The following is a 25,918-nucleotide window of genomic DNA, read 5'->3' on the forward strand; positions in this document are numbered from 1 at the left end:
GGTCACATCTTTGCGTAGCGCGCGCGGGCGAAACAGAACAGGCCGTAAATGATCAGGCCGGCGCCGACGATCCAGAGAATGATCGGGCCGAAGGGGAGATCGGCGAGCGCGCGGAGAGCAGCATCCAATCCGCCGGCGCTTTCAGGGTCGCTCGTGAACGCGGCCACGATGAACAGAACTCCGGCGACGCCGATAGCGACGCCCTTGGCGATGTAACCGATCAGGCCGAACGTCAGAATGCCCTGGCGCGCCTTGCCCTCGGGCAGGTCGAGGTTCTTCTCGAACGCCTTCGTGATTCCGCGCACGATGAACGCAATGCCGATTCCGGCGACGATGAGCCCGACGAGCACGAGCAGGATGACCCCGCCGGGAGTCGCGAGAAGCTGGGCACTGAACGACTGTGACGACTCGGCCGAGTCGGAGCGGCCACCCAGGGCGTAGACGAGCGCGGTGACGGCGATCGCGATGTATGCCGCCGCGGTGCCGGCGTACTTGAGGCGGTGACCCCACTTCTTCTTGGTGTCGGGGTCGCGCTCGAGAAAGACCTCGGCGATCTGCCAGATCGCCAGGGCCGCAAGACCCACCACGATCGCCCAGAGCAGGAACACTCCGGCCGGCGTTTGCTCGATCGCAGCGAGCGCACCACCCTGGTCGGCGTCGCCGCCGCCGCCGGTGGCGATCGAGATCGCGATCGCACCGATGAGTATGTGCAGGATGCCGAGCACGACGTAGCCGACCCGTGCGGTCACGCGGAAGGCAGTGGAGTCTTGAGCCGCGCGTGCGGCTCCGGTCGGGGAGGTCATACGCGAAGCGTAATCGCCCGGAAGAACGGCCGTACCCCCTTGACTAAGGGCCGATCATCGTGCAGGAGTCACGCGCCGCTCAGTGTGATCGCGGTGTCGTTGATTTCGGCCGCATCTTGACCCCAGAGCCCCGCGTACGCGTCGGCGAGGGTCTGTTCGAGCCCGTCCAACGCTTTCACGCGATAGATGACGGATGCTGCGCGCAGCGGTTCGCCCGCGTCCCGAGCGCTCTTGGCGAAGCCCTGTGCGACCGCACGTGTCCACGCTTCGCTCGCGGCCTTCACCGCGGCGTAGTTGGCGGCCCCGGCCAAGGGGCGGGCGACCGCTGTGGACGAGACGATCGCAAGGCGCCCTGCATCCGACGCCCGAAGGTCACGGTCGAAGGCGCGCGAAACCAGCCGCAGCGCGGTGAAGGACTGCTCGAGAAAGCGGTAGTCTGCCTCGCTCTGCCCGGCGAGTCCGCCGCCGCCGCGCCAGCCGCCGACGAGGTGAAGCACTCCATCGACCGGGCCAGCGGCTGAGTGAACCTCGTCGGCAATGCGGGCGACGGATGCTTCGTCCGTGAGGTCGCCGGATATCCCCATTGCCCACTCGCTGAGAGCGGCCAGGCGTTCGGGGTCACGGCCGACGGCGACGACGCGGGCTCCGGCGAGTGCGAACGTGCGCGCCGCGGTATGGCCCGCGGCGCTGGTGGCGCCGGCGATCAGGACGGTACGACCAGCAACCGTGCGACCAGCAACGGGCTCAGGCATCCGTCGCCCGAATACCCGCGGTCGACTCGATCACCGGACGCATCTTCTTCTCGAGCGCCTCGAAGAACATCGACAGGGGGAACTCGTCGTCCATCACCTGATCGGTATACCCCTTCGGGATCCCGGCGAGTATCTCATCGGGCAGACCCCGCGCCCATTGCGACGCCGGGTTCGGCGTCAGCGTCGAGCGCACGAGCTCATACGCGGCGAGCCAGTGCGCGACCTTCGGGCGGTCGATCGAGCGCCAGTAGAGCTCGTCGATCGCATCGCTGAGCTCGACAACCGCCGCCGGAACGTTCGGCCAGTCGAAGGTGAGCGCGGTGTCGGTCCAGTGCAGCACGCCGCGCTGGTGCAGCCACGCGAACAGCAACTGACCGCCGACGGCGTCGTAGTTGCGCACGCGGGTTCCGGTGATCGCGAAGCGGAAGATCCGGTCGAAGATGACCGCGAACTGTACGAGCTGCGCCTGTTTGAGCGTCTCGGACTGGATCGCATCGATCGGTTGACCGATCGCGAACGGCTCCATCAGGTCGCGCTCAATTGCCACGCACTCGCGGAACGCGGTCAGGTCGCAGCGCAACTCTTCGAGCGAGTACAAGAAGTAGGGCATGCGCTGTTTGATCATGAACGGGTCGAACGGAAGGTCGCCGCGCATGTGGGTGCGGTCGTGAATGATGTCCCACATCACGAACGTCTTCTCGGTCAGCTCTTGATCATCGAGCATCTCGGCTGCCCACTCAGGAAGCTGGAGTTTGGTGATCTCGGCGGCAGCCCGCACGACCCGGCGGTAGCGCGCGGCCTCACGGTCCTGGAAGATCGCCCCCCACGTGAACGTCGGGATCTCGCGCATCGCGACGGTCTCAGGAAAGAGCACGGCTGAGTTCGTGTCGTAGCCGGGCGTGAAGTCCACCAGGCGCAGCGACAGGAACAGCTTGTTCGTGTACTGGGTCTCGAGCTCGGCGATGAACTCGGGCCAGATCACCTCGACCAGGAGCGCCTCGACGAAGCGGTTGCTCGAGCCGTTCTGCGTGTACATCGGAAACACCACGAGATGACGCATGCCGTCGACCCGGTTCAGCTGCGGCTGGAAGGCGACGAGAGAGTCGAGGAAGTCGGGCACGCCGAAGCCGTCCGCCTGCCACTTCTCGAAGTCGGCGACGAGGGCCGTCAAGTACTCGGCGTCGTGCGGAAAGACGGGAGCCAGCTCGCGGACGCCCTCGATGATGGTCGCGACGTGCGAACGGGCGGTGTCGTGGTCGGATGCCTCGGGCACCGAGCCGTCCTTGACCTGGAGGCTCTGCATCGCCGTGGCGGCGGCCTTCAGGCTCAGCCATGCCTCAGAGTCTTCGACGGTCTCGACGCGGGTGTCCTCTACGACCTCGGGTTCGCCGACGATGACCTGCGCGTTTGCGAGAGGAGTGTTGAGCATGAGAACCTCCGATCCTGAGGATGAGACGGAAACATTCCGGCGAATTGCCGGATCAACCGATATTCTTCCATGTATGGATGATTCTGTCGACTTGTCGATCGTTGCCGAGGTCTCGCGTGATCCGCGCGCGACGCTCGCTCAACTCTCCGAACGCGTCGGACTCGGTGTCTCAGCGGTTCAGGCACGGCTACGCCGGCTCGAGAGTACCGGCGTCATCACCGGCTACCGCGCGATCATCGACCCACAAGCAGTCGGCAGAACACTGTCAGCGTTCATCGAGATCACACCGCTCGACCCGCGTCAGCCCGACGTCGCCCCCGAGTTGCTCGAGCACCTCGACGCGATCGAGGCGTGCCATTCGATCGCGGGCGACGCGGCCTACATTCTTTTCGTGCGGGTGGCGACACCGCGCGATCTCGAAGCGTTGATCCGCGACATCCGGCTTGCAGCCTCCGTGTCGACGCGCACCACTGTCGTCCTGCAGACGTTCTACGAGAACCGTCCGATGGCCCTTGCACCCGGGTCGGCGCCAGGCTGAAGTGCTACACCGACGGGCTGAACCGGTAGAGCAGCTCAGGGCGGCCGCGCTGCCCGTAGCGGTGAGCGACGTCGACTTCACCTGTCCTCTGCAGATGGTCGAGATAGCGGCGCGCCGTCGCGCGAGAGGTACCCACGGCGTCGGCGATCTCGGCGGCCGTGGTCGCTCGTACCGGGTCGAGCTGGGCGCGCACGAGATCCAGGGTCGAGGCGCTCAAGCCCTTGGCCAGCGAAACGGGGGGTGGTGCCGCGGGGGATGCGGGTGCGCTCGGCTGCAGCATCCGGTCAATCTCTCCCTGCCCGAGGGGGAGGTCGGCTTCGGCGTGTGCGGCGGCACGCGCATCGCGGTACTGCGTGAGCCGCCCCGTGAAAGCCTCCTGGGTGAACGGCTTGACGAGGTAGCCGACGATACGCGCCGAGAGTGCCTGCCGGACGGTCACCCGATCGCGCGCTGAGCTGATCACGAGCACGTCGACGGCGCTTCCGCGGGCGGCGCGAATGCGGTGCAATACTTCGATGCCGCTGAAATCGGGCAGGTTCATGTCCAACAGCACGAGGTCGATGTCTGACCGTCCGGCGATCTCGGCAGCACCCGCACCGTGGCCGATCGAGCCGACCACGACGAACCCCGGGACGTCCACCAGGTACGCCTCGTGTAGCCGCCGGACTGACTCATCGTCGTCGACGACAAGGGTGCGGATAAGGTCGGCGCTCACAGCAGTCATCGCTGCACCCGCGTCGCGCTGGCCGCCGGCATGTCGACGATGAAGCGGGCACCACCTGATGCTGAGCGGCCGACCTCGACCGTGCCCTTGCGCCGATTGACGATCCGCCGAACCACATCCAGCCCCACGCCGCGGCCGGTGCCGGACTCGTCGCTCTTACTCGTTACACCGCGCTCGAAGACCCGCGCGACGTCGGCGGGCAGGATTCCCGGACCGTCATCCTCGACGACGACGACGACATTCTCGTGATCAGAGCGCACCATCACTCCGACGGCTCGCGCGCCCGCCTCGCCGGCGTTGCGGCAGAGGTTCGAGACCACGACCAGGTCATCATCGTGCACAGACCCTCTCTCGACCGTGCTCAACTCGTCGACGGTGAGTGCCGCGCCGAGTGCGTCGAGGTCGGCCGACAGAGCGGCCAGCAGGGCGCGCAGCGTCGGGTCGTCGATGTCAGCCCCGGCTCCGGGGCCGTCCGAGACGGGAACCACTCCACGAATATAAGTGAGCGCTTCGGCGTTCTCGTCGCGGGCGATCAGACCGTGCACCACGTGCATGCGCGTGCGAAACTCGTGCGTCTGATCGCGGAGCGCCGCGGCGATGCGCCGCTGGGTGTCGAGTTCGAGGGCGTCGACTTCGAGCCGCCGCAGGCGTCGGTTGAGCACACTCGTGAGGAGGGCACTGGCGAGACAACCGAGGAGGACTGCCCCGAGCATCCAGGGGACGAGGCTGGCGACAGCTTCGTCGAAGTCGGCAGCGATGGTGCTCTCGAGGATTCCCACCGAGGTGGCGCCGACGATCTCGCCGTCGACGATGATCGGCACTTTGGCGCGGAGGGTAGGGCCGATCGTTCCCGACTCCGTCCCGAGAAATGTCTCGCCGTCGAGCACCGAGCCCAGGTCGGTCGAAACCGGCAGGCCACGCTCAGACGGTGTGGGGTGCGTGACTCTTATGCCCGCGGCATCCGTGATCACGACGTAGTCGACACCGGATGCCGCCTCGATGAGGTCAGCCACCGGTTGCAGTTCGGCCGTGGCCATCGCGCGATCGCCGGTGACCGCCGTCTGCACCTGGCTGAGTTCGGCCAAGCTCTGCGCGACATCCAAGACGCGCTCTTCGGTCGCGGTCCGGATGCTGCGCTCTTGCACCAGCGTGGCGATTCCGCCGGTCACCGCGACGCACGCCAAGACAACGACGCACTGCATGACCAGGATCGCCAAACGACGAGTGCGGCTGGTGGGTACCCGTCGCATGCGCATCGTTGCACCTCCACCCGCCATGTGAATCAAAGAGCGCAATCCCGCTCAGACGGTCGTCCGTAGCTCTGGGGTGTCATCCTACTTCCCACATCCAGGGCCACAACGGAGTCCGCCAGGAGGAGACCATGAAGCGTCGAAAAGTCACGGCGATAGCAGTCAGCATCGTCGCAGCGATAGCGTTCGTCGCGGCTGCCGCCAACGCCAGCGCCAGTGGAGGGGCGCAGAGTCCGCGCACGAAGCTCACGCTCGTCGCGCCCGCGGCTCCCGGCGGCGGCTGGGACGCGTTCGCTCGCGAAGCTCAGCAGGCGATGCGCGCCAACGGGATCGCCGGTGGTGTTCAAGTCGTGAATGTGCCCGGTGCCTCCGGCACGATCGGGCTCGGTCAAGTCGTCGAAATGGGCGATCGACATGACCTGATGATGGTCACCGGCGGAGTGATGCTGGGCGGTATCCTGCTGAACGACTCCGCCGTCACCCTCGACGACACCGTGCCCATCGCGCGACTGGCAGATGACTTCAACGTTCTCGTCGTCCCCGCGGACTCGCCTTTTGACACGCTCCAGGACTTCACGGCCGCTCTCGCCGCCGACCCGGGTGGCACCGCAATCGCTGGCGGCTCGCTCGGTGGCATCGATCACCTGCTTGCCGGACTTCTCGCTCAGGCCGTGGGCGTCGACCCGCGCGAAGTCAACTACATCGCGTACCCGGGCGGCGGAGAGGTCGTGACCTCGATCCTCTCGAGCACTGCCCAGGCGGGACTCTCGGGCTACAACGAGTTCCGCGACCAGATCGACTCCGGCAACCTCAAGGCGCTCGCGGTGTCAGCCCACGATCCGGTCGACGGCATCGAGGTGTCGACGTTCCGGGAGCAGGGTGTGGAGGTGTCGATGTCGAACTGGCGCGGCTACGTCGCGCCCCCTGGAATCTCGGACGACGTGCGCGACGAGCTGGTGGCGATGGTGAGCGAATTGCGCGACACCGAGGACTGGGCCGACACCCTTGACCGCAACAACTGGGTCGACAGCTTCATGGTGGGCGAAGAGTTCGCCGACTTCATCGCCTCCGAAACTGAACGCACCGCAGCCATCGTGAAGGAGCTGGGACTATGACTCTCACCGATCCGCCGACCACGGGGGCGCTGCGCGCGCAGCTCACACCGCGCTGGTACACCGGCCGCAGCGAATTGATCATGGTCGCAGGTGTGTTGATCTTGGCCACCCTGCTGGCGATCGGGACCGTGCAGATGGAGGTGCCGGACGGCGTCGCCGCTCCCGGGCCACAGTTCTTCCCGGCAATCGTGACCGTCTTCCTCTATGCCGTCGGCATCGCGTTGGGTATCGATGTGATCCGCAAGCCGAAACGCGCACACGTCGTCGATGACCCCACCGAGGTGTCCAACGAAATGCTCGAAGACCTCGGGGGGCTCGACCAGACCTCAGAGATTCGGGTCGTATCTCCCGAAGACATCGTCATCGCCGAAGAGGACCGCAACGCCGCACCGATCGACTGGAAGACGCTCGGAATCGTCGTGGGCACACTGGCTCTCTTCATCCTCGTTCTTCCCTTCCTCGGATGGCTTCTTTCCTCTGCTGCCCTGTTCTGGGTCATCTCCTGGGCGTTCGGCAGCAAGCGTCCCCTCTTCGACATCGCTGTGGCTGTGCTCACGGCATCCCTCGTCCAACTCGCCTTCTCGGCAGGTCTCGGACTGACCCTGCCCGCCGGCATCCTCGAAGGAGTCTTCTCATGGATCAGCTGAGCAACCTGATGGAGGGGTTCGCGGTCGCGTTCACCCCCTCGAACCTGCTGTTCCTCGTGATCGGGGCGGTCCTGGGCACCGCGGTCGGCGTCTTGCCCGGTCTGGGTTCCGCGATGGCTGTGGCCCTGCTTCTGCCGGTGACCTTCAGCCTTGACCCGACCGGTGCGTTCATCATGTTCGCGAGCATCTACTTCGGCGGGCTCTTCGGGGACTCCACCTCAGGCATTCTCCTGAATACCCCGGGAAACTCTTCGGCGATCGCCACGACCTTCGAGGGTCATCGAATGGCCAAGGACGGTCGCGCAGCCAAAGCGCTGGGAACCTCGGCGATCGGCGCCTTCATCGGCGGGACGATCGCCTGCATCCTCGTGGTGTTCTTCTCGCCGTACATCGTGGAGCTTGCCAAGGTCTTCGGCCCGGCCGAGTACTTCGCACTCGCCGTATTCGCCTTCGTTGCGATCTCGGCCGTTGTGGCCGATTCCATTGTGCGCGGCCTCGTCGCGCTCGGTCTCGGGTTCGCGCTCGCCCTCGTCGGCATCGACGGTATGAGCGGCGCCGAACGGTTCACGCTCGGGTCGCCGATCCTGTTCGACGGCATCTCGATCATCGTCATCACCGTCGGGCTGCTCGCGGTCGGGGAGGTGCTGCACGTGGCCTCGCACGCTCGTCGCGTCGATGCTCGAGTGCGGCCCCTCAATCACCAGGGCTCGCCGTACCTGACACGCGCTGATTGGCGCAAGGCACTGCCGGCGTTCCTCCGCGGAACTGCGTACGGCATTCCGTTCGGCGCGATTCCGGTCGGTGGGTCCGAAGTGCCGACCTTCCTGGCGTACGGCACCGAGAAGCGGCTCGCCAAGCGCCGTCGCGATCCCGACTTCGGCAGCCGAGGCGCGATTCAAGGAGTCGCAGGGCCCGAGGCCGCGGGCAACGCCACCGCGGGCACCGCGATGGGTGCTCTCCTTGCCCTGGGGCTTCCGACCTCGGCGACGGCCGCAATGATGATCGCCGCTTTCCAGCAGTACGGCATGCAGCCAGGGCCCCTCCTGTTCGAACGCAGCGCCGATCTCGTCTGGCCTCTGATGGCGAGCTTCTTCATCGGGCTCGTGATCCTGCTGATCATCAACCTCCCGTTCGCCAGCGTCTGGGCCAAGCTCCTGCTCGTGCCCCGCCACTACCTCTACGCCGGTATCACCGTCGTCGCCATGCTCGGCGTCTACGCCATCGCCTCGCGCGTGGTCGACCTCTGGATGGCGCTCGGGATCGGCATTCTCGGGTTCGCGATGCGCCACTTCTCGATTCCCTTGGCGCCGGTGCTGATCGCGGCGATCCTCGGTCCCGTCGCCGAGACGCAACTGCGTCGCGCGCTCGCGGTCTCGGAGGGTGACCCGTCGATTCTGGTCGCAGGGCCGGTCCCGATCATCCTCTATACACTGCTCGCGCTGACCGTCGCACTGAGCGTCACCCAGCACATTCGGCACGCTCGACGGCACCGTGCAGCAGCGGTGTCCGCGCGCGAGAGCACGCTCGTCCCCTGACCGAGGTCAAGGATCAGCAACTCACAGGTGAACCCACACATCCGCGCATGAACCCACACTCTGGTGTCGAGTCAGAGTGGTTTCACGCCCACATGTGTGGGCTCGGCCCAGCGAAGACCCTCGCCGGGCTAGTCGTGCTGGGGGAAGCCCAGGTTCAGCCCGCCGTGTGAGGGGTCGAGCCACCGCGAGGTGACGGCCTTCTCGGCGGTGAAGAAGTCGAACCCGTGCGGGCCGTAAGCCTTGGCGTCGCCGAAGAGTGAAGCCTTCCACCCTCCGAACGAGTGGTACGCGACCGGTACGGGGATCGGCACGTTGATGCCGATCATGCCGACCTGCACCTCGTGCTGGAACCGCCGTGCGGCGCCGCCGTCGTTCGTGAAGATCGCGGTGCCGTTGCCGTACAGGCTCGAGTTGATGATGTCGAGGCCCTGCTCGTACCCTTCGATGCGCACGATGGAGAGCACCGGGCCGAAGATCTCGTCGGTGTAGACGCTCGAGGTCACCGGCACGTCGTCGATCAGCGTCGGGCCGAGCCAGAACCCGTTGGGGTCGCCGTCGACCTCGACGTCGCGGCCGTCGACCACGACCGTTGCGCCGTCGGATGCTGCAACGTCGAGGTACGACGCAACCTTGTCGCGGTGCACCTTCGTGATGAGCGGGCCCATGTCGCAGCCGCGTGTGCCGTCACCGGTGCGGAGGGTCGCCATGCGCTCGGAGACCTTCTCGACCAGAGTGTCGGCGACGGAGTCGACCGCGAGGACCACCGAGATCGCCATGCAGCGCTCGCCCGCTGAGCCGAAGCCCGCGTTGACGGCGGCGTCCGCAGCGAGATCGAGATCAGCATCCGGAAGCACCAGCATGTGGTTCTTCGCGCCGCCGAGAGCCTGCACGCGCTTGCCGTGCGATGTCGCGGTCTCGTACACGTACTTGGCGATCGGCGTCGAGCCGACGAACGAGATCGCCCGGACGTCGGGGTGCTGAAGCAGTGCGTCGACGGATTCCTTGTCGCCGTGCACGACGTTGAGCACGCCATCGGGAAGGCCTGCCTCCTTCATCAGTGCGGCCATCCAGTTCGCGGCGGTCGGGTCCTTCTCCGACGGCTTGAGGATCACGGCGTTGCCGGCCGCGATCGCGATGGAGAAGAACCACAGCGGAACCATCGCGGGGAAGTTGAAGGGGCTGATGATGCCCACGACGCCGACGGGCTGCTTGAGCGAGTAGACATCGATGCCGGTCGAGACGTTCTCGGAGTACGCACCCTTGGTGAGGTGACCGAGGCCGCACGCGAATTCGACGACCTCCATGCCGCGGGCGATCTCGCCGAGGGCGTCGGAGATCACCTTGCCGTGCTCGGAGGTGAGGATCTCGGCGAGTTCCTGCTTGCGCGCGTTCAGCAGTTCGCGGAACGCGAACATGACTGCGGTGCGCTTGGAGATCGAGGAATCGCGCCAGGCCACGAGCGCGTCAGAGGCGACATCGACTGCGGCTGCGACATCCGCCGTCGACGCGAGCCGCACCTCTTTCTGCACGGTGCCCAGCGCCGGGTTGAAGACGGGAGAGGTGCGTTCGGACGTTCCTGCCCAGGTCGTTCCGCCTACCCAGTGGTCGAGAATCTCGGTCATGTCATCTGCCCTTCGCTTTACACCGGCCTCGTGGGCGGGCGTCTCTGCGCCACTCCGCCCTCGGGGGGTCCCGGGACCAGCGTCGGCGCTCGTCCTTTTCATCGTAGATCGCGGGTATCGCCCAAAACAGAGACGTCGGGCGGACGGAGCATCGCAAGATGCCCCATCCGCCCGACGATCTGCCGGGTTACTGATCGCCCGGTGCTTATTGACCGCCCTCTGTGAGGACGACGTCGATCGGCGTGTATTCGCCGCCGACTTCGACACCCTCATCGGCGAGTTCCGCGAGTGCCTGCTCGATGTATTCGTTCGAGAAGGCGGATGCTGCGGGCTCTGTCGTGATCAGCTCGAGGCCGTCCTGGTTGAGCGAAGACAGGGCCGCCGTGACCGTCTGGTCCCACGCGGCCTGCTCGATGAGACCGAAGTCGCCACCGGCCCAGATGAGCTTGTTGACCTCGTTCATCTGCCATAGCTGGTGCACCGGACCGACCGGGAAGGCAGCTTCGGCGTTGATCGCGGCGTCATAGACGATGGCGGCTGCCTCTTCGGGGTTGTCGCGCGAGAAGACCCAGCCCTTGGTGATGGCCTTGAGGAAGCGCACTGCGGCATCGGCGTAGGCCGGGTCGTCGGCGAGCCGGGCGGTGTCGGCCCAGATAGCGTCCTGGAGCATTGCGCCCGCGGTGTCTTCGTACGAGATGACGTCGAAGTCTTCGGGCTGGTACAGCTCGCCGGTCTCGGGGTTGACGACCTCGAGAATCTGCGCCCACTCGTTGTAGGTCATCGCCTGGGCGGCGTCGACGTCACGGTCGAGCAGGGCGTTCATGCTGAAGTCCTGAGTGGTGATCGAGACGCTCGACGAGTCAAGGCCTTCGTCCGCCATGGCGGCGAAGATCTCCCACTCGTTGCCGAAGCCCCACGAACCGATGCGCTTGCCCTCGAAGTCGGCGACCGACTCGATGCCGTCACCGGCCCACGAGACCTGCAGGGTGCCCGACTTCTGGTACACCTGCGCGATATCGGTGAGCTCGACGCCGGTGCCCTCCATCGTGCCGAGCACCTTCGGAACCCAGGCGATGGCGAAGTCGACGTCCCCGGCGACCAGCGCATCCTGCGGCACGATGTCGCCGCCGGACGGGATGATCTCGACGTCGTCGAAGCCTTCCTCTTCGAAGTAGCCCTGGTCCAGCGCCACGTAGTACCCGGCGAACTGGGCCTGCGGCAACCACTGCAGCTGCAGGCTGATCTCGGTGAGCGGCTCGAAGTCGCCGGATTCGGCGGGGTCTGCGGAGGCCTCGGGCGCGGGCGACGAGCATGCCGCGAGCGCGAGGGCGGCGATCGCCGCGGTGGACGCGAGAGTGAGTCCGCGTCTGGTGCTGTATCTCATGCTGCTGTTCCTTTCGGTGGGTGGTGCTTGTTCGGGTGTCTATAGAGGCGCGCAGGTGCCGGTCAGACCGGCCTTCCCCTCGTCGCGAGGCGCTCGAGGAGCGAGGTGACGAGGTAGAACACGAGGCCGATGAGTATTCCGCCGAAGACATACGCCCAGGCGAGTTCGGCGCGTCCGGATTTGGCGTAGGTGGCGATCGCGGTGCCGATGCCGTCGGCGGGCCCGCCGAAGTACTCCGCGACGAGGGCCGCGATCACCGCGAGCGAGCTCGCGATCCGCAGGCCGGTCATCAGGTATGGCAGCGCGGTGGGCATCGTCAGGTAACGGAAGGTCTGGCCGGATGTCGCGGCCGACGCGCGGAGGACGTCTCGGTGCACGGCTCGGGTTTGACGCAGACCCCGCAGCACATTGATGAAGACCGGGATGAACGCCGCGATCATGGCGACGGCCTGCCTGCCGAACTGACTGGACGCGCCGAACATCGTGTTGAGGATCGGGGTGATCGCTACGATCGGGATCACGGCGAGAGCAGCGATCAGGGGTGCCAGCATCCCGTCGATTGGTCGTGCCGCGGCCGCGAGGCCCGCGAGAAGAATGGCGAGCAGTGAGCCGAAGATGAGTCCGACGAGTGCGTTGGTCGCCGTGATCATCATGTCTTCCCAGATGATGTCCCATCGCAGGACGAACTCCTCGGCGATGGCGACGGGTCCGGGGAGCATCCGCGGTGCGGCGCCCGAGGCGACGTAGATCGCCCACACCGCCAGGATCGCGACGCCGACAACGACCGGGGCGACGAAGCGCAGCCATTCGGGCAGCGCCCGCGGCGACGATGTGCGAGGACGGATGCCTCGGGCCGAGGCATCCGGAATCTTCGTCTGCGGGAGGGTCATCGCTCGTTCGCCCTCTCGATGCGCGTGCCGTGCAGCGCTTCGCGGACAGCGGTGACCCGGTCGAAGTACTCGGGCGCTTCGCGCAGAGCTTCGCCGCGCTCATCGCCCAGAGCCGTCTCGATGACGTCGGTGATGCGACCGGGGCGCGGGCTCATCACGACGACGCGGTCAGAGAGGAACACCGCCTCGGGGATGGAGTGGGTGACGAAGACCACGGCAGCGCCCGTCTCGCCCGCGATGCGCGTGAGCTCGGACTGCAGGTACTCGCGGGTCATTTCGTCGAGCGCGCCGAAGGGCTCGTCCATGAGGAGCAGCTTCGGGCTCGTCGCCAGAGCCCGTGCGATCGCGACGCGCTGCTGCATTCCGCCCGAGAGCTGGTCGGGGTAGCGGTCGATGAAATCGGTGAGTCCGACGAGTTCGGCGAGCTCCGCCACCCGAGCGTTGCGTGCCGCGCGCGAGGTGCCGTTCAGTTCGAGCGGGAGCGAGATGTTCGCCGCGACCGTGCGCCACGGCAGGAGGCCCGCCTGCTGGAACGCGATGCCGTAGTCCTGGTCGAGGCGCGCCGCGCGCGCGGGCTTGCCGAAGATCGACAGCGCTCCGCTCGTGGCCTGATCAAGGTCGGCGATCAGCCGAAGGAGCGTCGACTTGCCGCAGCCCGACGGTCCGATCAGCGAGACGAACTCGCCCGCACCGACCGTGAGATCGACCTCGGTGAGCGCAATGACATCGGCGCCCTTCGCCGGGAAGACCTTGCCGACGCCCGCCGCAGAGACGGCCACGTCCGCAGGGGTGGCCGTTGTGTCGATCTGTGGAGCGGTCATGCGACGGCTTCTCCTCTGCGGTAGTTGCGCAGCCCGAGCCCGAGCAGGGCGACAGAGGCGGCGGCGATGAGTCCGAGGGCGATCGACCCGAAGGTCGGACCCCACGGTGCGGCGGGGTCGCTCGAAGCCTGGCCGGCGAGCTGAATCAGCATCCGGCCGATTCCTCCGCGCATACCGATCGAGACCTCGGCCACGACCGCGCCGAGCACGGCGTTCGCGGCGGCGAGCCGGAGCGCGGGCAAGAGATAGGGAACGGATGCCGGGAGTCGAAGCCGCAGGAGCGTCGGCCAGTACCCCGCCGCATACGTGCGCATGAGGTCGAGGTGGATCTGGTCGGGGGCGGCGAGGCCCTTGAGCACGCCGATGGCCACCGGGAAGAACGCGAGGTACGACGCGATGACCGCGACCGAGAGCCACTGCGGCCAGGGCGTCCCGCCACGATCGATCTGATTGCCGAGCGCGTTCACCACCGGCGCGAAGGCGATGAGCGGAACGATCTGGCTGACGACGATCCAGGGGAGGAGCCCCCATTCGACGAGCTTCCACCGCTGCATCAGCAGACCGAGGATCGCCCCGACGGTGACTCCGATGAACCATCCGACCGCCGCGATGCCCAGGGTGATGAGGGCTGCAGAGATGACCGAGACGAACAGTGGCGGGGTGTCGCCGCCGCTTGTCGGTTGAAAGAGTCGCGCGACCATGTCCCACACGTGGGGCATCGCGCGGTCGTGCGTGCGAGGCAGGATCATCACGCCCGACCCGGATTCGCCCTCGACCGCGCCGATCGTCACGCCTTCGGCCGGTCCGAGAAACTTGTACAGCTCCCAGAGCACGATGATGGCTACGACCCCGAGCACACCCCACATCGCCGCCGACGTACCCCCGCCCGCGCTCTGGCCGCCACGCTTTTGACCGCGAGAACCCATCCCCCCGACGAGAACACTGGCTACGTCGGGGTTCTCGTCGGCGGACTGGGTTCTCGCGGGCTCAGTGAGAGGTGCGGCCGCGGCGGGGTCGGGGGTGAGCGTCACGCCTTGGCCGTCACGTGTTCTGCCAGCGCCGGGATCACGGTCTCGCCGTAGACGCGCATCGTCTCTTCTTTGTTGTCGTGCTGGAGGTAACCGGCGAACTGGGTGACCCCGATGTCTTTCAGTTTCTTGAGCTTCTCGATGTGCTCTTCGGCGGTCCCGAGAATGCAGAACCGGTCGACGATCTCATCCGGCACGAAGTCAACGTGGTCGTTGCCGGCCTTGCCGTGCGAGTTGTAGTCGTAGCCCTGGCGCCCCGCGATGTAGTCGGTCAGCGCCTTCGGCACCGAGCCGTCCGTGCCGTACTTCGCCACGATGTCGGCCACGTGATTGCCGACCATTCCGCCGAACCAGCGGCACTGGTCGCGCATGTGCTCGCTATCGGTGCCGATGTACATCGGGGCCGCGACGCAGAAGGCGATCGAGTCGGGGTCACGGCCGACGTTTGCCGCAGCATCCCGTACCGTCTTGATCATCCACGCGGCGATGTCGAGGTCTGCCAGCTGCAGGATGAACCCGTCACCCACCTCGCCGGTGAGCTTCAATGCGAGCGGACCGTACGCGGCGACCCAGACATCGAGCTCGGAACCCCGGCTCCAAGGAAATTGCAGCGTCGCCCCGTGGTACTCGACCGGCCGCGAGTTCGCGAGCTCGCGGATCACATGGATCGACTCGCGCAGCTCGCTCATGCTCACGGGCTTGCCGTTGGTCACCCGCACGGCCGAGTCTCCGCGGCCGATGCCGCAGATCGTGCGGTTGCCGTACATCTCGTTGAGAGTGGCGAAGACGGATGCTGTCACCGTCCAATCCCGCGTCGCGGGGTTCGTCACAAAAGGCCCGACGACGATCTTCTTCGTCTCGGCGAGAATCGCCGAGTGGATCACATACGGCTCTTGCCACAACAGGTGCGAATCGAAGGTCCACACGTGGCTGAAGCCGTGCGCCTCGGCGAGTTTCGCCAACTGCACGGTGCGTGCGGCGGGCGGGTTGGTCTGGAGAACGACTCCGAAGTCCATCAGATGCCCCTCATGTCAGGTACTGCGACAGACCGCGCTTGAGGTAGCGCCCGTCGCCCTTCGATCCGAGGTACTGGCCGCCGTCGACGATGACCTTGCCGCGTGAAAGCACGGTGTCGACGTGCCCGTCGATCTCGTAGCCCTCCCACGCGGAGTGATCCATGTTCATGTGGTGCGTGTTGTTGACGCCGATCGACGTGTGACCGTTCGGGTCGTAGATGACGACGTCACCGTCGGCGCCCGGCTGGATCACACCCTTGCGGCCGTAGAGCCCGAACATTCGGGCCGGTGTGGTCGAGGTGAGCTCGACCCACCGCTCGAGGGTCAGCTTGCCCGTCACGACGCCCTGGTACATCAGGTCCATCCGGTGCTCTACCGAGCCGATGCCGTTCGGAATCTTGCGGAAGTCGCCGAGGCCCAACTCTTTCTGATCCTTCATGCAGAACGGGCAGTGGTCGGTCGAGACCATCTGCAGGTCGTTCGTGCGCAATGCCTGCCACATGTAGTCCTGGTGGCCGTCTTCGCGGGAGCGAATCGGCGTGGAGCACACCCACTTCGCGCCCTCGAACGCGCCCCACTCGTCGCTCTTCGCTCCGAGTTGCTCTTCGAGCGACAGGTACAGGTACTGAGGGCAGGTCTCACCGAAGACGTTCTGACCCTTGTCGCGGGCCCAGGCGAGTTGCTTCACGGCCTGTTTCGCACTCACATGCACGACGTACAGCGGAGCGCCGGTGAGGTTCGCGAGCATGATCGCTCGGTGCGTCGCCTCTTCTTCCATCTGCCAGGCCCGGGCGATGCCGTGGTAGAACGGGTCGGTCTTGCCCTGTTCGACCAGCTGTGCGGCGAGCACGTCGATCGCAGGGCCGTTCTCGGCGTGCATCATCGTGAGCAGCCCCGTGTCGCGGCTGACCTGCATGGCCCTGAGAATCTGAGCGTCGTCCGAGTAGAAGACACCGGGGTAGGCCATGAACAGCTTGAAGCTCGAGATGCCCTCATCGATCAGCTTCGGCATCGCCGCGAGCGAGGCCTCGTCGATGCCGCCGATGATCTGGTGAAAGCCGTAGTCAATCGCGCAGTTGCCCGCGGCGAGGTCGTGCCACTTGCCGAGGCCCTCGAACACGTCGCCGCCGTACGTCTGCACGGCGAAGTCGATGATCGTCGTCGTGCCGCCCCATGCCGCAGCCCGCGTTCCGGTTTCGAACGTGTCGCTTGCCGACGTGCCGCCGAACGGCAGCTGCATGTGGGTGTGCGCGTCGATCCCGCCGGGAATCACGTACTTTCCGGTCGCGTCGATCACACGGTCGACGGATGCCGCGACATCCGTCCCGAGAAGTTCAGACCCTGGCTGCAGAACGGCGACGATCGTCTCATCGTCGATGAGGACGTCGGCCTTGCCGCGCCCGGTCGCCGAGACGACCGTTCCGCCGGTGATGAGTGTCGTGGTCATGGTTCAGGTCCTCACGGCTTCGAAATCATCGTGTAGCTGTCCGGCCGACGATCCCGGTAGAACTGCCAGTCGTCGCGCATCTGCTGCACCATGTCCAGGTCGAGGTCGCGAATCAGGACTTCTTCGTGCTCGCTCGAGCCGCGCTCGCCGACGAAGTTGCCACGCGGGTCGATGACCTGGCTGGTGCCGTAGAAGTCGACCGCCAGCTCGCCGTACTCGTTGTCTTCGCGGCCGACGCGATTCGGCTGCAGCACGAAGTATCCGTTCGCGACGGCTGCGCAGGGGCCTTCGACCTCCCAGAGACGGTTCGAGAGGCCGGGCTTGGTGGCGTTGGGGTTGAACACCATGTGCGCGCCGTTCAGGCCGAGTTCACGCCATCCCTCGGGGAAGTGCCGGTCGTAGCAGATGTACACGCCGATCTTGCCGACCGCGGTGTCGAAGACGGGGTAGCCGAGGTTGCCGGGGCGGAAGTAGAACTTCTCCCAGAACCGGTCGAGGTGGGGGAGGTGGTGCTTGCGGTACTTGCCGAGGATCGTCCCGTCGGCATCGACCACGACGGCGGTGTTGTAGTAGACGCCGGTGATGTCTTCTTCGTAGATCGGCAGGATCATCACGACGTTGAGTTCTGCGGCCAGCGCCGCGAATCGCTGCACGATCGGGCCGTCGGCGGGTTCCGCGTAGCGGTAGTACTTCTTATCTTCGGTGATGCCGAAGTACGGGCCGTAGAAAAGCTCCTGAAAGCACACCACCTGAGCACCTTGGGCTGCGGCATCCCGCGCGAAACCCTCGTGCTTATCGAGCATCGACTCTTTGTCGCCGGTCCAGGTGGTCTGGGTGATTGCCGCGCGTACGGTCGTCATCGTGCCTCCGTCCGAGAGCCGTAGCCCTCCTCTTGATCATGTCGATCCGACGTTTCCGGTCGGTTTCGGCCTGTCACGTGACAGTAAAGCCTGAGCTCCGGGTGGGTCAATGGTTGGCCCAGCCGACCATAGCCCCGGTGTTGCATTCGGACGCACATTCACGCCTCCAGATACATCCGCAGACGGATGCCGTGAATCCGCGTCTCACGTAGCGTGAGAGCGTGTTCCGCCCCATGAAGCCGTACCAGCTGGTCGTCGATGTCTCGGTGGCGGCCGCCTTCGCGCTCGTGGCGCTGTGGTCGGAGCTGCAGGGCGGAGCCGTCGATGGCCCCACGGGCGTCCTCGCCAGCGTGTTGACCTGTGTGCTTCTCGCCATCGCGTTGGCGGTCCGGCGCCTGTCGCCGGGGCTCGCGCTCGCGCTGGCGTGGGTCGGCGCGATCGTGCAGATGACCTTCGGTCGCCCGCCAATCTTCGCCGACGTCGCGATCTTCGCCGTGCTCTACACCGCGGCCGCGTACGGCTCGAGGTTCGTCTTCTGGGCAGGGTTCGCGTCGAGCATCCTCGGTGCGGTCGTCATCACGTCGTACCTCTTTCTCATTCCCGATTTCGCCGGCGGCCGGCTGTCGCTGGCCAGCCTCCCGCTCGCGCTGGCCGTCCTCGTCGCGGCGGGTTTCGCGCTCCTCCTCTCGTGGACGGTCGGGGCTCTCGTGCGCACCGCGATCCGAGCCCGCGAGAGCCGCGCCGCGGCGGCCCGCGCCGAGGCCGAGGCGACGGCCGAGCAAGAGCGGGTGCGCATCGCCCGCGACATGCACGATGTGGTCGCGCACTCCCTGACCGTCGTGATCGCGCAGGCGGACGGCGCGCGCTACGCGGCGGCGTCGAATCCGGATGCTGCGACCGACGCCCTCGCCACCATCTCGACCACCGCGCGTGCCGCGCTCGCCGATGTGCGCCTGCTGCTCACGCAGCTTCGGCACAGCCAGACCGACGGCCCTCAGCCGACGCTCGCCGATCTCGACGAGCTCTACGCCCAAGTGCGCGTCGCCGGCGTGGACCTGATCGTCGATGTGGACCCCGCTCCGCCCGCAGAGCCGCCGGCGGCGGTGCAGCTCGCGCTGTTCCGCATCGTGCAAGAGGCCCTGACCAACGCGCTGCGCCACGGTGACTCGACCGCTCCGGTCGCGGTCCGGCTGGCCTGGCTCCCGACGGTCGCGCGCGGCGCGGCCGGGGTCGAGTTCGAGGTGCGCAACGGGCTGAAGCCCGGTCACCGACCGACGGACACGGGGCACGGGATGATCGGCATGGGTGAGCGCGCGAGCTTGGTCGGAGGCTGGCTCAACTCCGCCGACCGCGACGGAGCATTCGTCGTAAACGGAGTCCTCCCGGTCGGCGGCGCCGCATGAAGCCGATCCGCGTTGTCCTGGTCGATGATCAGTCACTCTTCCGCGCGGGAATCCGCATGATGATCGACTCGCAGGCCGACCTCGAGGTCGTGGGTGAGGCTGCCAACGGCCGCGAGGCGCTCGATGTCGTGCGCGCCGCACGTCCCGACGTCGTGCTGATGGACATCCGCATGCCCGTCATGGATGGCCTCGAAGCGACGGCCGAACTGCTCACCGACGCCGCTCCACCGCGGGTCGTCATGCTCACGACGTTCGACCTCGATGAGGCCGCGGCTCGTGCGATCCGCGGCGGGGCGAGCGGATTTCTGCTCAAGGACGCCGACCCCGACTTCCTACTCGCGGCGATCCGCACGGTGCATGCGGGTTCGCAGGTGATCGCAGCATCCGCCACCAGAGATCTCTTCGCGCACGTGACGGATGCTGCCACCCGCCCTGTTCCCGTGGAGTATCAGCAGCTCACCGAGCGTGAGCGCGAGATCTTCGCGCTGGCCGCGCGCGGACTCTCGAACGCCGAGATCGCCGGTCGTGAGTACCTGTCGGAGGCAACGGTGAAGACCCACATCAGCCGGATCCTGGCGAAACTCAGCCTGCGCGATCGCGTGCAGCTCGTCGTCTTCGCCTTTGACCACGGGCTCGCCTGAGCAGGTCACCTGCCCTCGAGCGCCGCCCGGTGCTTCGCGTACTTCGACTTCCCCACCCAGCGCCAGAGCAGCCGTACGGGGGTGGGCAGATTCTTGTGCATCCACTCGTCTCCGCCGTCGGGCTGTGCGGCGAGAATCGCGCCCAGCTGGTTCCAGGTCTGACCCTTCGGCACAGAGCGGCGGCCGTGCTCGGCGGCCCAGTCGATCTCGTTCTGAGTGATCGTCTTCTCCATGACCGGCACGATGTTCGTCTCCTCATCGGGGAGGTGCACCGCGAGTGCTGCGTTGATGCCGTCGAGGGCTGCCAGCACGGGCGCGGCATCCTGCGCGGATGCGTTCGTGCGCCACGCGGGCAACGCGTCATCCAGTTCCGTGAGGTGGACGAGCATCACGGCGTGCTGCTCTTTCATGCGCGCGACGTGGACCGCGCACTTCGGTGCTCGATCCTCGAGCGCGTCCCACAGACGCTCGTCTTCGCCCTCGTGGTGGGCGTGCAGCCCCGACGAGGTCGTCGACAGCTGCACCGCCACGACCTCTGCGTGAGCGACATCGCCCGCGGCCACGCCTCGGACGAGCGCGGGTCCTTCGCCGAAGCTGCGGCGGAACATGCGATGGATGTCGATCATGCCACTCGCGTCGCAGGTCTTCGCGGTCGGAACGTCGCCGCTGTGCGGCAGTGGTGTGGCCGTCATGCGAGCCCCCTTCCGTCGGTGCTGGTCGAGACGATAGACCCCCGAGGCCACCCGGCGGAAGACCGGGACTGTCTCGGTGGCACGTGCGATCAGGCCGGAGCGAACTACCCTCAGGAGATGCGCCGGAACACGCGGAACCCTCTTTCGGACGCCCGTCGCTCGACGCCGGAGGTCGAACAGGTCGTCGAGATGATCGATCTGCGGCCGTCACCCGACGGCGCCGGCGTGCTGATCGTGATGAACAAGGACGCCGGAACCGCGGTGATCCACCTCGATCCGCACCGGTCGATCGGCGAGCGCCTGCCGTCGGCGCTCGTGCGCGAACTCGAACCCGACGAGGGCATGGCCGACGTGGTCCGCGACATCATGGCGGGCGAGGATCCGCCTCGCGTCCTCAGCGTGTACGGCGGCGACGGGTCGGTCTCGCGCATGGCGCAACTCGCCCTCGAGTTCGACGTACCGCTCATGCCTCTTCCCGGCGGCACCTTCAACCACTTCTCACGAACGGCGGGCATCGAGACGGTCGACCTCGCGATCGACGCCCTGCAGGCGGGATCGGGCATCGCTGCCAGCGTGGGCGAATTGGCCGCTGGCGGACGCACGACGACTGTGCTCAATTCGGCATCCATCGGCATCTACCCGGAGTTCGTCGCCGAGCGCACGAAGCGGAAGGCGAGGCTCGGAAAGTGGATCGGCGGAGTCGTCGCCACCTGGCGTGCCCTGCGCGAAGCCGAGCCGATCGACATCGTGATCGCGGGTCGCCGCGCGCGTGTGTGGTCGGTCTTCGCGAGTGTGGGACGCAACACCCCCGGCCAGGTCACGACGTTCCAGCGGCAGACGCTCTCGGACGACGTGCTCGACGTGCGGGTGCTGTACGCCCGCGGTTCGCGCGTGCAGGCTGTGGCCGCCCTGTCGTTCGGTTCGGCGACGAGGGCCGTCTTGCGCGGTCTGCGACTTCTGCCCCCGGCATCCGACATCGAACACATCACGGCGACCGACATCGCGATCTCTGTCGAGCCCCGCTCGGGCGAGGCGACTTTCTACGCGCACGACGGCGAGCTCGAACGGCGGCCCGCCGTGGGCGAGGACGGCCGCTACACCCTCACTTGCCGCATCGTGCCGAGGGCGCTGCGCGTCTATGCCCCCGCGCCTTCGCGCGAGCAGGATGTACGCCACAACACCACTGACTGACCTGTCTGCCGTCATCCTTGCGATGTAGACGGATGCCTCGCTCGGCCGATGCGCCGGACCCCGGATGCTTCATAGCGTCGAAGCATGCAGATCACCTCGACAGAACTCGGGCTCGCAGCCCGCGTACATCAACTCACCAAGACCTTCGGCGCGGGCGAAAGCGCGGTGCGTGCCCTCGATGGGGTGAGCGTCGGAATTCGCCGCGGCGAATTCACGGCGATCATGGGCCCGTCCGGCTCAGGAAAGTCCACCCTCATGCACGTGATGGCCGGTCTCGACTCACCCACGACCGGAACGGCATGGATCGGCGACACCGACATCACCGGTCTCTCCGACCTCGAACTGACCCTGCTGCGCAGGCGCCGCGTCGGCTTCGTCTTTCAGGCGTTCAACCTCGTGCCGACGCTCGACGCCCTCGCCAACATCCTTCTTCCGTTCGACCTCGACGGCCGCCGTCCTTCGGCGCTCGAACGCGCCCGCATCGACGGACTGATCGACACCCTCGGGCTCACCGGGCGTCTGCGCCATCGTCCGCACGAACTCAGCGGCGGCCAGCAGCAGCGCGTCGCGATCGCCCGAGCCCTCGCGACCGCGCCCGATCTCGTCTTCGCCGACGAGCCGACCGGCAACCTCGACTCCCGCAGCGGGCGCGAAGTTCTCTCGCTGCTCACCATCGCGAGTCGCGAGCACGGCCAGTCGATCGCCATGGTGACCCACGACCCGATCGCCGCCTCGCACGCCGATCGTGTGTTGTTCCTCGGCGACGGACGCGTGGTCGCCGACAAGCCGCGCCAGAGCGCCGAAGAGATCTCGGCGTACATGCTGGCGTCCGAACTCGTTGCGGCCGACACGCGGGCGGTGGCTTCGTGAGCGTGTCGATGACGCAGGCACGGATGCCGCGTCCCGCGGCCGATCGTGGCCGAGCCGCAACTGCACCTCTCCCGTGGCTCCGCGAGCGCGGGATGGGCGCAAGCGTGCTCGTCTCGGCAATCTCGAGCGCCTTCGGCGTCGTCCTGATCAGCGCGACGGCGTACATCGCGGCCATCCTGAGCGCCGACCCCTACATCGGCGACAGCGAGATGCTCGCCGCAGTGCTGTCGATCATGACCGTTCTGCTGGTGGGCGTCGCCGTCTACGTTGCGGCGATCGTGACGGCCAACACCTTCTCGGCCGTGGTGGCCGGGCGCACCCGGCGCATCGCGCTTCTGCGCCTGATCGGCGCATCTGCGCGCTCGCAGCGCACCGAGATCGCCCGGCAGGGGCTCGTCGTCGGACTGATCGGCGCGGTCGTCGGTCTCGTCGCCGGAACAGCGATCGCCGCCGCCGGCATCGCTCTCGGCAACCGCCTGCTCGGCATCGAGAACGTCGACTTCGAGGTGGTTCAGCCGATCCTGTTGGTGCCGGCGGTCATCGTGGCGCTCACCACGTGGGCCGCGGCCTGGGCGGGGTCGCGGCGCGTTCTGACCGTCACGCCGCTGGCGGCTCTCGGCGGTTCGGTCGAGGCATCCCACGACGACACCGTCCGCCGACGCGGACGCAACGGTACCGCGATCACCCTGTTCGTGTGCGGTGCTGGCCTGCTCGCCCTGGGCATCGCCATCGGGCTCGTCTCACCCCTGGGGGTTGTCGTCGCGTTCGTCGGCGGCCTCCTGTCGTTCACCGGCCTCGCCCTCGGAGCGACGCTCGTCATGCCTCCGGTCCTGCGGCTCGTGGGACGGCTGTTCGGCAAGTCCGCTACGGCACGCCTCGCGGCCGAGAATGCCCTGCGCTACCCCGAGCGCTCGAGTCGCATGGCCATCGGCGTTGTCATGGGCGTCACGCTCGTGACGATGTTCGCGGTCGCCCTCGAGTCGGTCAAAGCAGTACTCGTCGCTTCGGCGGGAGGAGAGCCACCCACCGAGATGATCACGATCATCGACACGTTCTCGGCGATCATGATGGGTCTCGTCGCTGTGTCAGCGGTGATCGCCGGCGTGGGATTGGTGAACCTGCTCACGATCGGGGTCGTCCAGCGCCGGCGCGAACTCGGCCTGCTGCGGGCACTCGGAGTCTCGAACGGTCAGGTGCGTCGGATGGTGCTGCTCGAGGCCGCGCACATCACGATCGCCGCGACGGCGACCGGCTTGGCCTTGGGCGTCGCCTACGGCTGGGCGGGAGCCCAGTCACTGTTGGGCTCGGTGTCGGTTCCGCCGCTGTGGCTTCAGCCGACTTTGGTGCTTCCCGCTGTCCCGCTCTGGCCGGTCGTGGCGATCATCGTCGCCACGACAGTGCTGACCCTGGTCGCTGCGGTGGTGCCCACCCGGCTCGCCACTCGGGTGAGTCCGGTCGAGGCGCTGGCCGAGTAGCCTGGCGCGCGACGGCCGTGTCCCACCTACGGTGGTACGCGGGCACCACCGAGCAGAAAATGGGACTCCCCCTACGGTGCGGCGAGTTCGGGGTCGTGCGCCCAGGTCGGCGCGAGCGCCTTGATGCGCGCGCTGCGCCACTGCCACACGCCCCACAGCACAGGCCAGAGCGCAAACGCCGAGGGGCCCGCGATCGTCAGGCGCTCGCGCCAGAGAGTCTGCTCGGGTTGCCCCGGCACGGGCGAGATCGCCATCTGGTGGTCCCACACGTCGAGCGTCGACAGCGGGCCGGTCAGCGGAATCCCGCTGTCGCGGAAGATGCGCACTCGCCCGGCGGGCTCGTCCACGAACCTCTCGCTCGTGTGGATGAGCTGCTGCCCCATGGGCACGAGGCCGAGCGCCGACATCTGGACGGGCACGTCGAGGCCGGGTGTCCACGCCGTGGGCAACCCCGCCGGGTCCATCGGCTCGAGGTCGACGAATGGGCCGTACAATTCGGCCACCGCCCGGGGTGAGTGGATCGCCCGCCACGCGGCATCCGGATCACAATCGATGACGAACTTGAGGAGGATGCGCATCTGCCCATCCTCGCACCCGCTCTGCCCCCGCGGACGCGGAGAGCCTACCCGCCGTCGTACGCTGGTTCGATGCCCGAAAGCACTTCGCCCTTCGATCAACATCGCTACCAGGTCCGGTTGGACTGGGGCACCGAGGGCCTTGCTCGGCTTGCCCCGGCCGATGTCGTCGTCGTGGTCGATGTGCTGAGATTCTCATCGACGGTGACGGATGCCGCGGCCCGCGGTGAGTCCGTCCCCCTCGACGAGCGCGCCCACGCCGTGTCACTCAACGGTGCCGCGGTCGCCCAAGCGGCCGAAGCCAATGGCGCGATCGTGATGCTCGGGTGCCTCCGAAACGCCTCGGCGGCCGCCGCTGCGATTCTCGCCGAGCAGCAGCGCCGCGGCGTGCGCACGAGCGTATCGATACTCGCCGCCGGAGAGCGCGCCGGCGCCGGCGAACCCCTGCGCTTCGCGGTCGAGGATCACCTCGGTGCCGGAGCCATCGTCGATGCCCTCGGCGCGCTCGGGGTCGATCACACCTCGCCCGATGCCGCCGCGGCCGCAGAGGCATTTCGGGGTCTGCGTGGTGCGGTGCGGCACCTTCTCACCGCCAGCGGATCCGGCCAGGAACTCATCGACCGCGGCCTGCGCGAAGAGGTGCTCTCGGCCGCGACGGTGGATGCAGCATCCTTCGTTCCCGTTCTTCGCGGCGGAGTCTTCAGCGCGGGGTGATTGCCGCGAGGCGAGCCGCCGGAGTGATCTCGCGCCGGGTCCACCCGATCACATAGCGCTCGTCGTAGCGTGGCGCGCACTTCGCGCACGATGTCGCTCGCGCCGGGCGACGGTGCCGGTAGGCGATGTGGCCCGCCGGGCACACACCCACCCACGGAGCGAGTTCGACCGCGGTCTCGCCGTTGTGGGTCGTGCCGCCGACGTACCCCAGCTCGCGCGCGACCCGCTTCCACGCGGCGCCGTGTCCCGCGCTGGGGCCCGCCAGAGCATGGGCGACCTCGTGCAGGAGGGTCTGATGGTTCTCGTCGTCCTCGTAGCGGGCGGCGAGATACCGCGAGACGCTGATGCGCTTCTTGCTGTAGTCGCACAGGCCCGCCCGCCGCTTGGCGTTATCGAAGCCGAACGACCACGACGGGTCGAGATGGGTCTGAATGAGGGCATCCGCCCACACACGTACGCGATGGAGTTCCGACATGTCGGCGAGAGTAGAACAGAG

26 protein-coding genes are annotated in these 25,918 nt (G+C 67.1%); 10 read left to right on the forward strand and 16 right to left on the reverse strand.

Features of this window, described 5'->3' with window-relative positions; translation table 11 throughout:
- Nucleotides 1–2: 2 nt before the first annotated feature.
- The 3 genes from LG299_RS13595 to LG299_RS13605 all read right to left on the reverse strand — a co-directional run bounded on the left by LG299_RS13595 (nucleotide 3) and on the right by LG299_RS13605 (nucleotide 2,984).
- A complete protein-coding gene (locus LG299_RS13595; protein WP_404431121.1) occupies nucleotides 3–803 on the reverse strand; it encodes a DUF1206 domain-containing protein in 801 nt (266 codons plus the stop codon).
- Between the two features lie 68 nt (nucleotides 804–871).
- Complete coding sequence (locus LG299_RS13600; protein ID WP_404431123.1) at nucleotides 872–1,555, reverse strand: SDR family NAD(P)-dependent oxidoreductase; 684 nt, start codon at nucleotides 1,553–1,555, stop codon at nucleotides 872–874.
- Nucleotides 1,548–2,984, reverse strand: coding sequence for a DUF6421 family protein (locus LG299_RS13605; RefSeq protein WP_404431125.1), 1,437 nt, complete (start codon nucleotides 2,982–2,984; stop codon nucleotides 1,548–1,550). The genes LG299_RS13600 and LG299_RS13605 overlap by 8 nt, the downstream gene beginning before the upstream one ends.
- A gap of 73 nt (nucleotides 2,985–3,057) precedes the next feature.
- On the opposite strand from LG299_RS13605, the gene LG299_RS13610 reads away from it, so the two are divergent.
- Nucleotides 3,058–3,522, forward strand: coding sequence for an Lrp/AsnC family transcriptional regulator (locus tag LG299_RS13610; protein WP_404431127.1), 465 nt, complete (start codon nucleotides 3,058–3,060; stop codon nucleotides 3,520–3,522).
- Nucleotides 3,523–3,526: 4 nt separating this feature from the next.
- On the opposite strand, the gene LG299_RS13615 is transcribed toward LG299_RS13610, so the two are convergent.
- A complete protein-coding gene (locus LG299_RS13615) occupies nucleotides 3,527–4,246 on the reverse strand; it encodes a response regulator (RefSeq protein ID WP_404431129.1) in 720 nt (239 codons plus the stop codon).
- Nucleotides 4,243–5,496 carry an ATP-binding protein gene (locus LG299_RS13620; RefSeq protein WP_404431131.1) on the reverse strand — a complete coding sequence of 418 codons (1,254 nt, stop codon included), beginning with the start codon at nucleotides 5,494–5,496 and terminating at the stop codon, nucleotides 4,243–4,245. Before LG299_RS13620 ends, LG299_RS13615 begins: the two co-directional genes overlap by 4 nt.
- A gap of 131 nt (nucleotides 5,497–5,627) precedes the next feature.
- Here LG299_RS13620 and LG299_RS13625 point away from each other — a divergent pair, with 131 nt between their 5' ends.
- From LG299_RS13625 to LG299_RS13635, 3 genes are read left to right on the forward strand one after another with little or no spacing between them, the layout of a single operon-like run.
- On the forward strand, nucleotides 5,628–6,611 hold the full coding sequence (locus tag LG299_RS13625) for a Bug family tripartite tricarboxylate transporter substrate binding protein (protein WP_404431133.1): 984 nt from the start codon (nucleotides 5,628–5,630) through the stop codon (nucleotides 6,609–6,611).
- On the forward strand, nucleotides 6,608–7,258 hold the full coding sequence (locus LG299_RS13630; protein WP_404431135.1) for a tripartite tricarboxylate transporter TctB family protein: 651 nt from the start codon (nucleotides 6,608–6,610) through the stop codon (nucleotides 7,256–7,258). Before LG299_RS13625 ends, LG299_RS13630 begins: the two co-directional genes overlap by 4 nt.
- Nucleotides 7,246–8,793, forward strand: coding sequence for a tripartite tricarboxylate transporter permease (locus LG299_RS13635; RefSeq protein ID WP_404431137.1), 1,548 nt, complete (start codon nucleotides 7,246–7,248; stop codon nucleotides 8,791–8,793). Before LG299_RS13630 ends, LG299_RS13635 begins: the two co-directional genes overlap by 13 nt.
- 128 nt (nucleotides 8,794–8,921) lie before the next feature.
- Here LG299_RS13635 and LG299_RS13640 read toward each other — a convergent pair whose 3' ends face one another.
- From LG299_RS13640 to LG299_RS13675, 8 genes are all read right to left on the reverse strand, one after another.
- Nucleotides 8,922–10,415 carry a CoA-acylating methylmalonate-semialdehyde dehydrogenase gene (locus LG299_RS13640; RefSeq protein WP_404431139.1) on the reverse strand — a complete coding sequence of 498 codons (1,494 nt, stop codon included), beginning with the start codon at nucleotides 10,413–10,415 and terminating at the stop codon, nucleotides 8,922–8,924.
- Nucleotides 10,416–10,620: 205 nt separating this feature from the next.
- On the reverse strand, nucleotides 10,621–11,799 hold the full coding sequence (locus LG299_RS13645) for an ABC transporter substrate-binding protein (RefSeq protein WP_404431141.1): 1,179 nt from the start codon (nucleotides 11,797–11,799) through the stop codon (nucleotides 10,621–10,623).
- Nucleotides 11,800–11,861: 62 nt separating this feature from the next.
- Nucleotides 11,862–12,689 (reverse strand): ABC transporter permease, encoded by an 828-nt coding sequence (locus LG299_RS13650; RefSeq protein ID WP_404431143.1) that lies wholly within the window; start codon nucleotides 12,687–12,689, stop codon nucleotides 11,862–11,864.
- Complete coding sequence (locus LG299_RS13655) at nucleotides 12,686–13,510, reverse strand: ABC transporter ATP-binding protein (RefSeq protein WP_404431145.1); 825 nt, start codon at nucleotides 13,508–13,510, stop codon at nucleotides 12,686–12,688. Before LG299_RS13655 ends, LG299_RS13650 begins: the two co-directional genes overlap by 4 nt.
- The gene (locus LG299_RS13660) at nucleotides 13,507–14,436 is read right to left on the reverse strand and encodes an ABC transporter permease (protein ID WP_404434893.1); all 930 of its coding nucleotides are present in this window, start codon (nucleotides 14,434–14,436) and stop codon (nucleotides 13,507–13,509) included. The genes LG299_RS13655 and LG299_RS13660 overlap by 4 nt, the downstream gene beginning before the upstream one ends.
- Nucleotides 14,437–14,537: 101 nt before the next feature.
- Nucleotides 14,538–15,554: a TIGR03842 family LLM class F420-dependent oxidoreductase gene (locus tag LG299_RS13665; protein WP_404431147.1), complete on the reverse strand. Its 1,017-nt coding sequence runs from the start codon at nucleotides 15,552–15,554 to the stop codon at nucleotides 14,538–14,540.
- Between the two features lie 10 nt (nucleotides 15,555–15,564).
- Nucleotides 15,565–17,001: a dihydropyrimidinase gene (gene hydA, locus LG299_RS13670; RefSeq protein WP_404431149.1), complete on the reverse strand. Its 1,437-nt coding sequence runs from the start codon at nucleotides 16,999–17,001 to the stop codon at nucleotides 15,565–15,567.
- An 11-nt stretch (nucleotides 17,002–17,012) separates the two neighbouring features.
- Entirely contained in the window at nucleotides 17,013–17,861 is an 849-nt protein-coding gene (locus LG299_RS13675) for a nitrilase-related carbon-nitrogen hydrolase (RefSeq protein WP_404431151.1), read from the reverse strand.
- Between the two features lie 221 nt (nucleotides 17,862–18,082).
- Between LG299_RS13675 and LG299_RS13680 the strand changes: the two genes are divergently transcribed.
- Together LG299_RS13680 and LG299_RS13685 are read left to right on the forward strand one after the other, a co-directional pair.
- A complete protein-coding gene (locus tag LG299_RS13680) occupies nucleotides 18,083–19,264 on the forward strand; it encodes a sensor histidine kinase (protein WP_404431153.1) in 1,182 nt (393 codons plus the stop codon).
- Nucleotides 19,261–19,905, forward strand: coding sequence for a response regulator (locus LG299_RS13685; RefSeq protein WP_404431155.1), 645 nt, complete (start codon nucleotides 19,261–19,263; stop codon nucleotides 19,903–19,905). Before LG299_RS13680 ends, LG299_RS13685 begins: the two co-directional genes overlap by 4 nt.
- Nucleotides 19,906–19,910: 5 nt before the next feature.
- Here LG299_RS13685 and LG299_RS13690 read toward each other — a convergent pair whose 3' ends face one another.
- On the reverse strand, nucleotides 19,911–20,597 hold the full coding sequence (locus LG299_RS13690; protein ID WP_404431157.1) for a hemerythrin domain-containing protein: 687 nt from the start codon (nucleotides 20,595–20,597) through the stop codon (nucleotides 19,911–19,913).
- 117 nt (nucleotides 20,598–20,714) lie between these two features.
- Here LG299_RS13690 and LG299_RS13695 point away from each other — a divergent pair, with 117 nt between their 5' ends.
- The 3 genes from LG299_RS13695 to LG299_RS13705 all read left to right on the forward strand — a co-directional run bounded on the left by LG299_RS13695 (nucleotide 20,715) and on the right by LG299_RS13705 (nucleotide 24,133).
- On the forward strand, nucleotides 20,715–21,788 hold the full coding sequence (locus LG299_RS13695; protein ID WP_404431159.1) for a diacylglycerol/lipid kinase family protein: 1,074 nt from the start codon (nucleotides 20,715–20,717) through the stop codon (nucleotides 21,786–21,788).
- Nucleotides 21,789–21,872: 84 nt separating this feature from the next.
- Nucleotides 21,873–22,658: an ABC transporter ATP-binding protein gene (locus LG299_RS13700; protein WP_404431161.1), complete on the forward strand. Its 786-nt coding sequence runs from the start codon at nucleotides 21,873–21,875 to the stop codon at nucleotides 22,656–22,658.
- Between the two features lie 8 nt (nucleotides 22,659–22,666).
- Nucleotides 22,667–24,133, forward strand: coding sequence for an FtsX-like permease family protein (locus LG299_RS13705; protein WP_404431163.1), 1,467 nt, complete (start codon nucleotides 22,667–22,669; stop codon nucleotides 24,131–24,133).
- Between the two features lie 71 nt (nucleotides 24,134–24,204).
- Here LG299_RS13705 and LG299_RS13710 read toward each other — a convergent pair whose 3' ends face one another.
- Nucleotides 24,205–24,711, reverse strand: a complete 507-nt coding sequence (locus LG299_RS13710; protein WP_404431165.1) for a hypothetical protein — start codon at nucleotides 24,709–24,711, stop codon at nucleotides 24,205–24,207.
- 69 nt (nucleotides 24,712–24,780) lie between these two features.
- Here LG299_RS13710 and LG299_RS13715 point away from each other — a divergent pair, with 69 nt between their 5' ends.
- The gene (locus tag LG299_RS13715; protein ID WP_404431167.1) at nucleotides 24,781–25,422 is read left to right on the forward strand and encodes a 2-phosphosulfolactate phosphatase; all 642 of its coding nucleotides are present in this window, start codon (nucleotides 24,781–24,783) and stop codon (nucleotides 25,420–25,422) included.
- Here the strand turns inward: LG299_RS13715 and LG299_RS13720 are convergent.
- Nucleotides 25,409–25,897, reverse strand: a complete 489-nt coding sequence (locus tag LG299_RS13720; RefSeq protein WP_404431169.1) for a SprT-like domain-containing protein — start codon at nucleotides 25,895–25,897, stop codon at nucleotides 25,409–25,411. The two genes, LG299_RS13715 and LG299_RS13720, sit on opposite strands and share 14 nt — an antisense overlap.
- Between the last annotated feature and the right edge of the window lie 21 nt (nucleotides 25,898–25,918).

The sequence above is a fragment of the Microbacterium lacus genome (genome assembly GCF_044794305.1).
GTDB classification, from domain to species: domain Bacteria; phylum Actinomycetota; class Actinomycetes; order Actinomycetales; family Microbacteriaceae; genus Microbacterium; species Microbacterium lacus_B.

Excerpts from the sequence above, each read along its gene's own strand:
- LG299_RS13595 (WP_404431121.1), bottom strand. The coding sequence starts at position 803 with ATGACCTCCCCGACCGGAGCCGCACGCGCGGCTCAAGACTCCACTGCC.
- LG299_RS13600 (WP_404431123.1), bottom strand. The coding sequence starts at position 1,555 with ATGCCTGAGCCCGTTGCTGGTCGCACGGTTGCTGGTCGTACCGTCCTG.
- LG299_RS13605 (WP_404431125.1), bottom strand. The coding sequence starts at position 2,984 with ATGCTCAACACTCCTCTCGCAAACGCGCAGGTCATCGTCGGCGAACCC.
- LG299_RS13610 (WP_404431127.1), top strand. The coding sequence starts at position 3,058 with ATGGATGATTCTGTCGACTTGTCGATCGTTGCCGAGGTCTCGCGTGAT.
- LG299_RS13615 (WP_404431129.1), bottom strand. The coding sequence starts at position 4,246 with ATGACTGCTGTGAGCGCCGACCTTATCCGCACCCTTGTCGTCGACGAC.
- LG299_RS13620 (WP_404431131.1), bottom strand. The coding sequence starts at position 5,496 with ATGCGACGGGTACCCACCAGCCGCACTCGTCGTTTGGCGATCCTGGTC.
- LG299_RS13625 (WP_404431133.1), top strand. The coding sequence starts at position 5,628 with ATGAAGCGTCGAAAAGTCACGGCGATAGCAGTCAGCATCGTCGCAGCG.
- LG299_RS13630 (WP_404431135.1), top strand. The coding sequence starts at position 6,608 with ATGACTCTCACCGATCCGCCGACCACGGGGGCGCTGCGCGCGCAGCTC.
- LG299_RS13635 (WP_404431137.1), top strand. The coding sequence starts at position 7,246 with ATGGATCAGCTGAGCAACCTGATGGAGGGGTTCGCGGTCGCGTTCACC.
- LG299_RS13640 (WP_404431139.1), bottom strand. The coding sequence starts at position 10,415 with ATGACCGAGATTCTCGACCACTGGGTAGGCGGAACGACCTGGGCAGGA.
- LG299_RS13645 (WP_404431141.1), bottom strand. The coding sequence starts at position 11,799 with ATGAGATACAGCACCAGACGCGGACTCACTCTCGCGTCCACCGCGGCG.
- LG299_RS13650 (WP_404431143.1), bottom strand. The coding sequence starts at position 12,689 with ATGACCCTCCCGCAGACGAAGATTCCGGATGCCTCGGCCCGAGGCATC.
- LG299_RS13655 (WP_404431145.1), bottom strand. The coding sequence starts at position 13,510 with ATGACCGCTCCACAGATCGACACAACGGCCACCCCTGCGGACGTGGCC.
- LG299_RS13660 (WP_404434893.1), bottom strand. The coding sequence starts at position 14,436 with ATGGGTTCTCGCGGTCAAAAGCGTGGCGGCCAGAGCGCGGGCGGGGGT.
- LG299_RS13665 (WP_404431147.1), bottom strand. The coding sequence starts at position 15,554 with ATGGACTTCGGAGTCGTTCTCCAGACCAACCCGCCCGCCGCACGCACC.
- hydA (WP_404431149.1), bottom strand. The coding sequence starts at position 17,001 with ATGACCACGACACTCATCACCGGCGGAACGGTCGTCTCGGCGACCGGG.
- LG299_RS13675 (WP_404431151.1), bottom strand. The coding sequence starts at position 17,861 with ATGACGACCGTACGCGCGGCAATCACCCAGACCACCTGGACCGGCGAC.
- LG299_RS13685 (WP_404431155.1), top strand. The coding sequence starts at position 19,261 with ATGAAGCCGATCCGCGTTGTCCTGGTCGATGATCAGTCACTCTTCCGC.
- LG299_RS13690 (WP_404431157.1), bottom strand. The coding sequence starts at position 20,597 with ATGACGGCCACACCACTGCCGCACAGCGGCGACGTTCCGACCGCGAAG.
- LG299_RS13695 (WP_404431159.1), top strand. The coding sequence starts at position 20,715 with ATGCGCCGGAACACGCGGAACCCTCTTTCGGACGCCCGTCGCTCGACG.
- LG299_RS13700 (WP_404431161.1), top strand. The coding sequence starts at position 21,873 with ATGCAGATCACCTCGACAGAACTCGGGCTCGCAGCCCGCGTACATCAA.
- LG299_RS13705 (WP_404431163.1), top strand. The coding sequence starts at position 22,667 with ATGACGCAGGCACGGATGCCGCGTCCCGCGGCCGATCGTGGCCGAGCC.
- LG299_RS13710 (WP_404431165.1), bottom strand. The coding sequence starts at position 24,711 with ATGCGCATCCTCCTCAAGTTCGTCATCGATTGTGATCCGGATGCCGCG.
- LG299_RS13715 (WP_404431167.1), top strand. The coding sequence starts at position 24,781 with ATGCCCGAAAGCACTTCGCCCTTCGATCAACATCGCTACCAGGTCCGG.
- LG299_RS13720 (WP_404431169.1), bottom strand. The coding sequence starts at position 25,897 with ATGTCGGAACTCCATCGCGTACGTGTGTGGGCGGATGCCCTCATTCAG.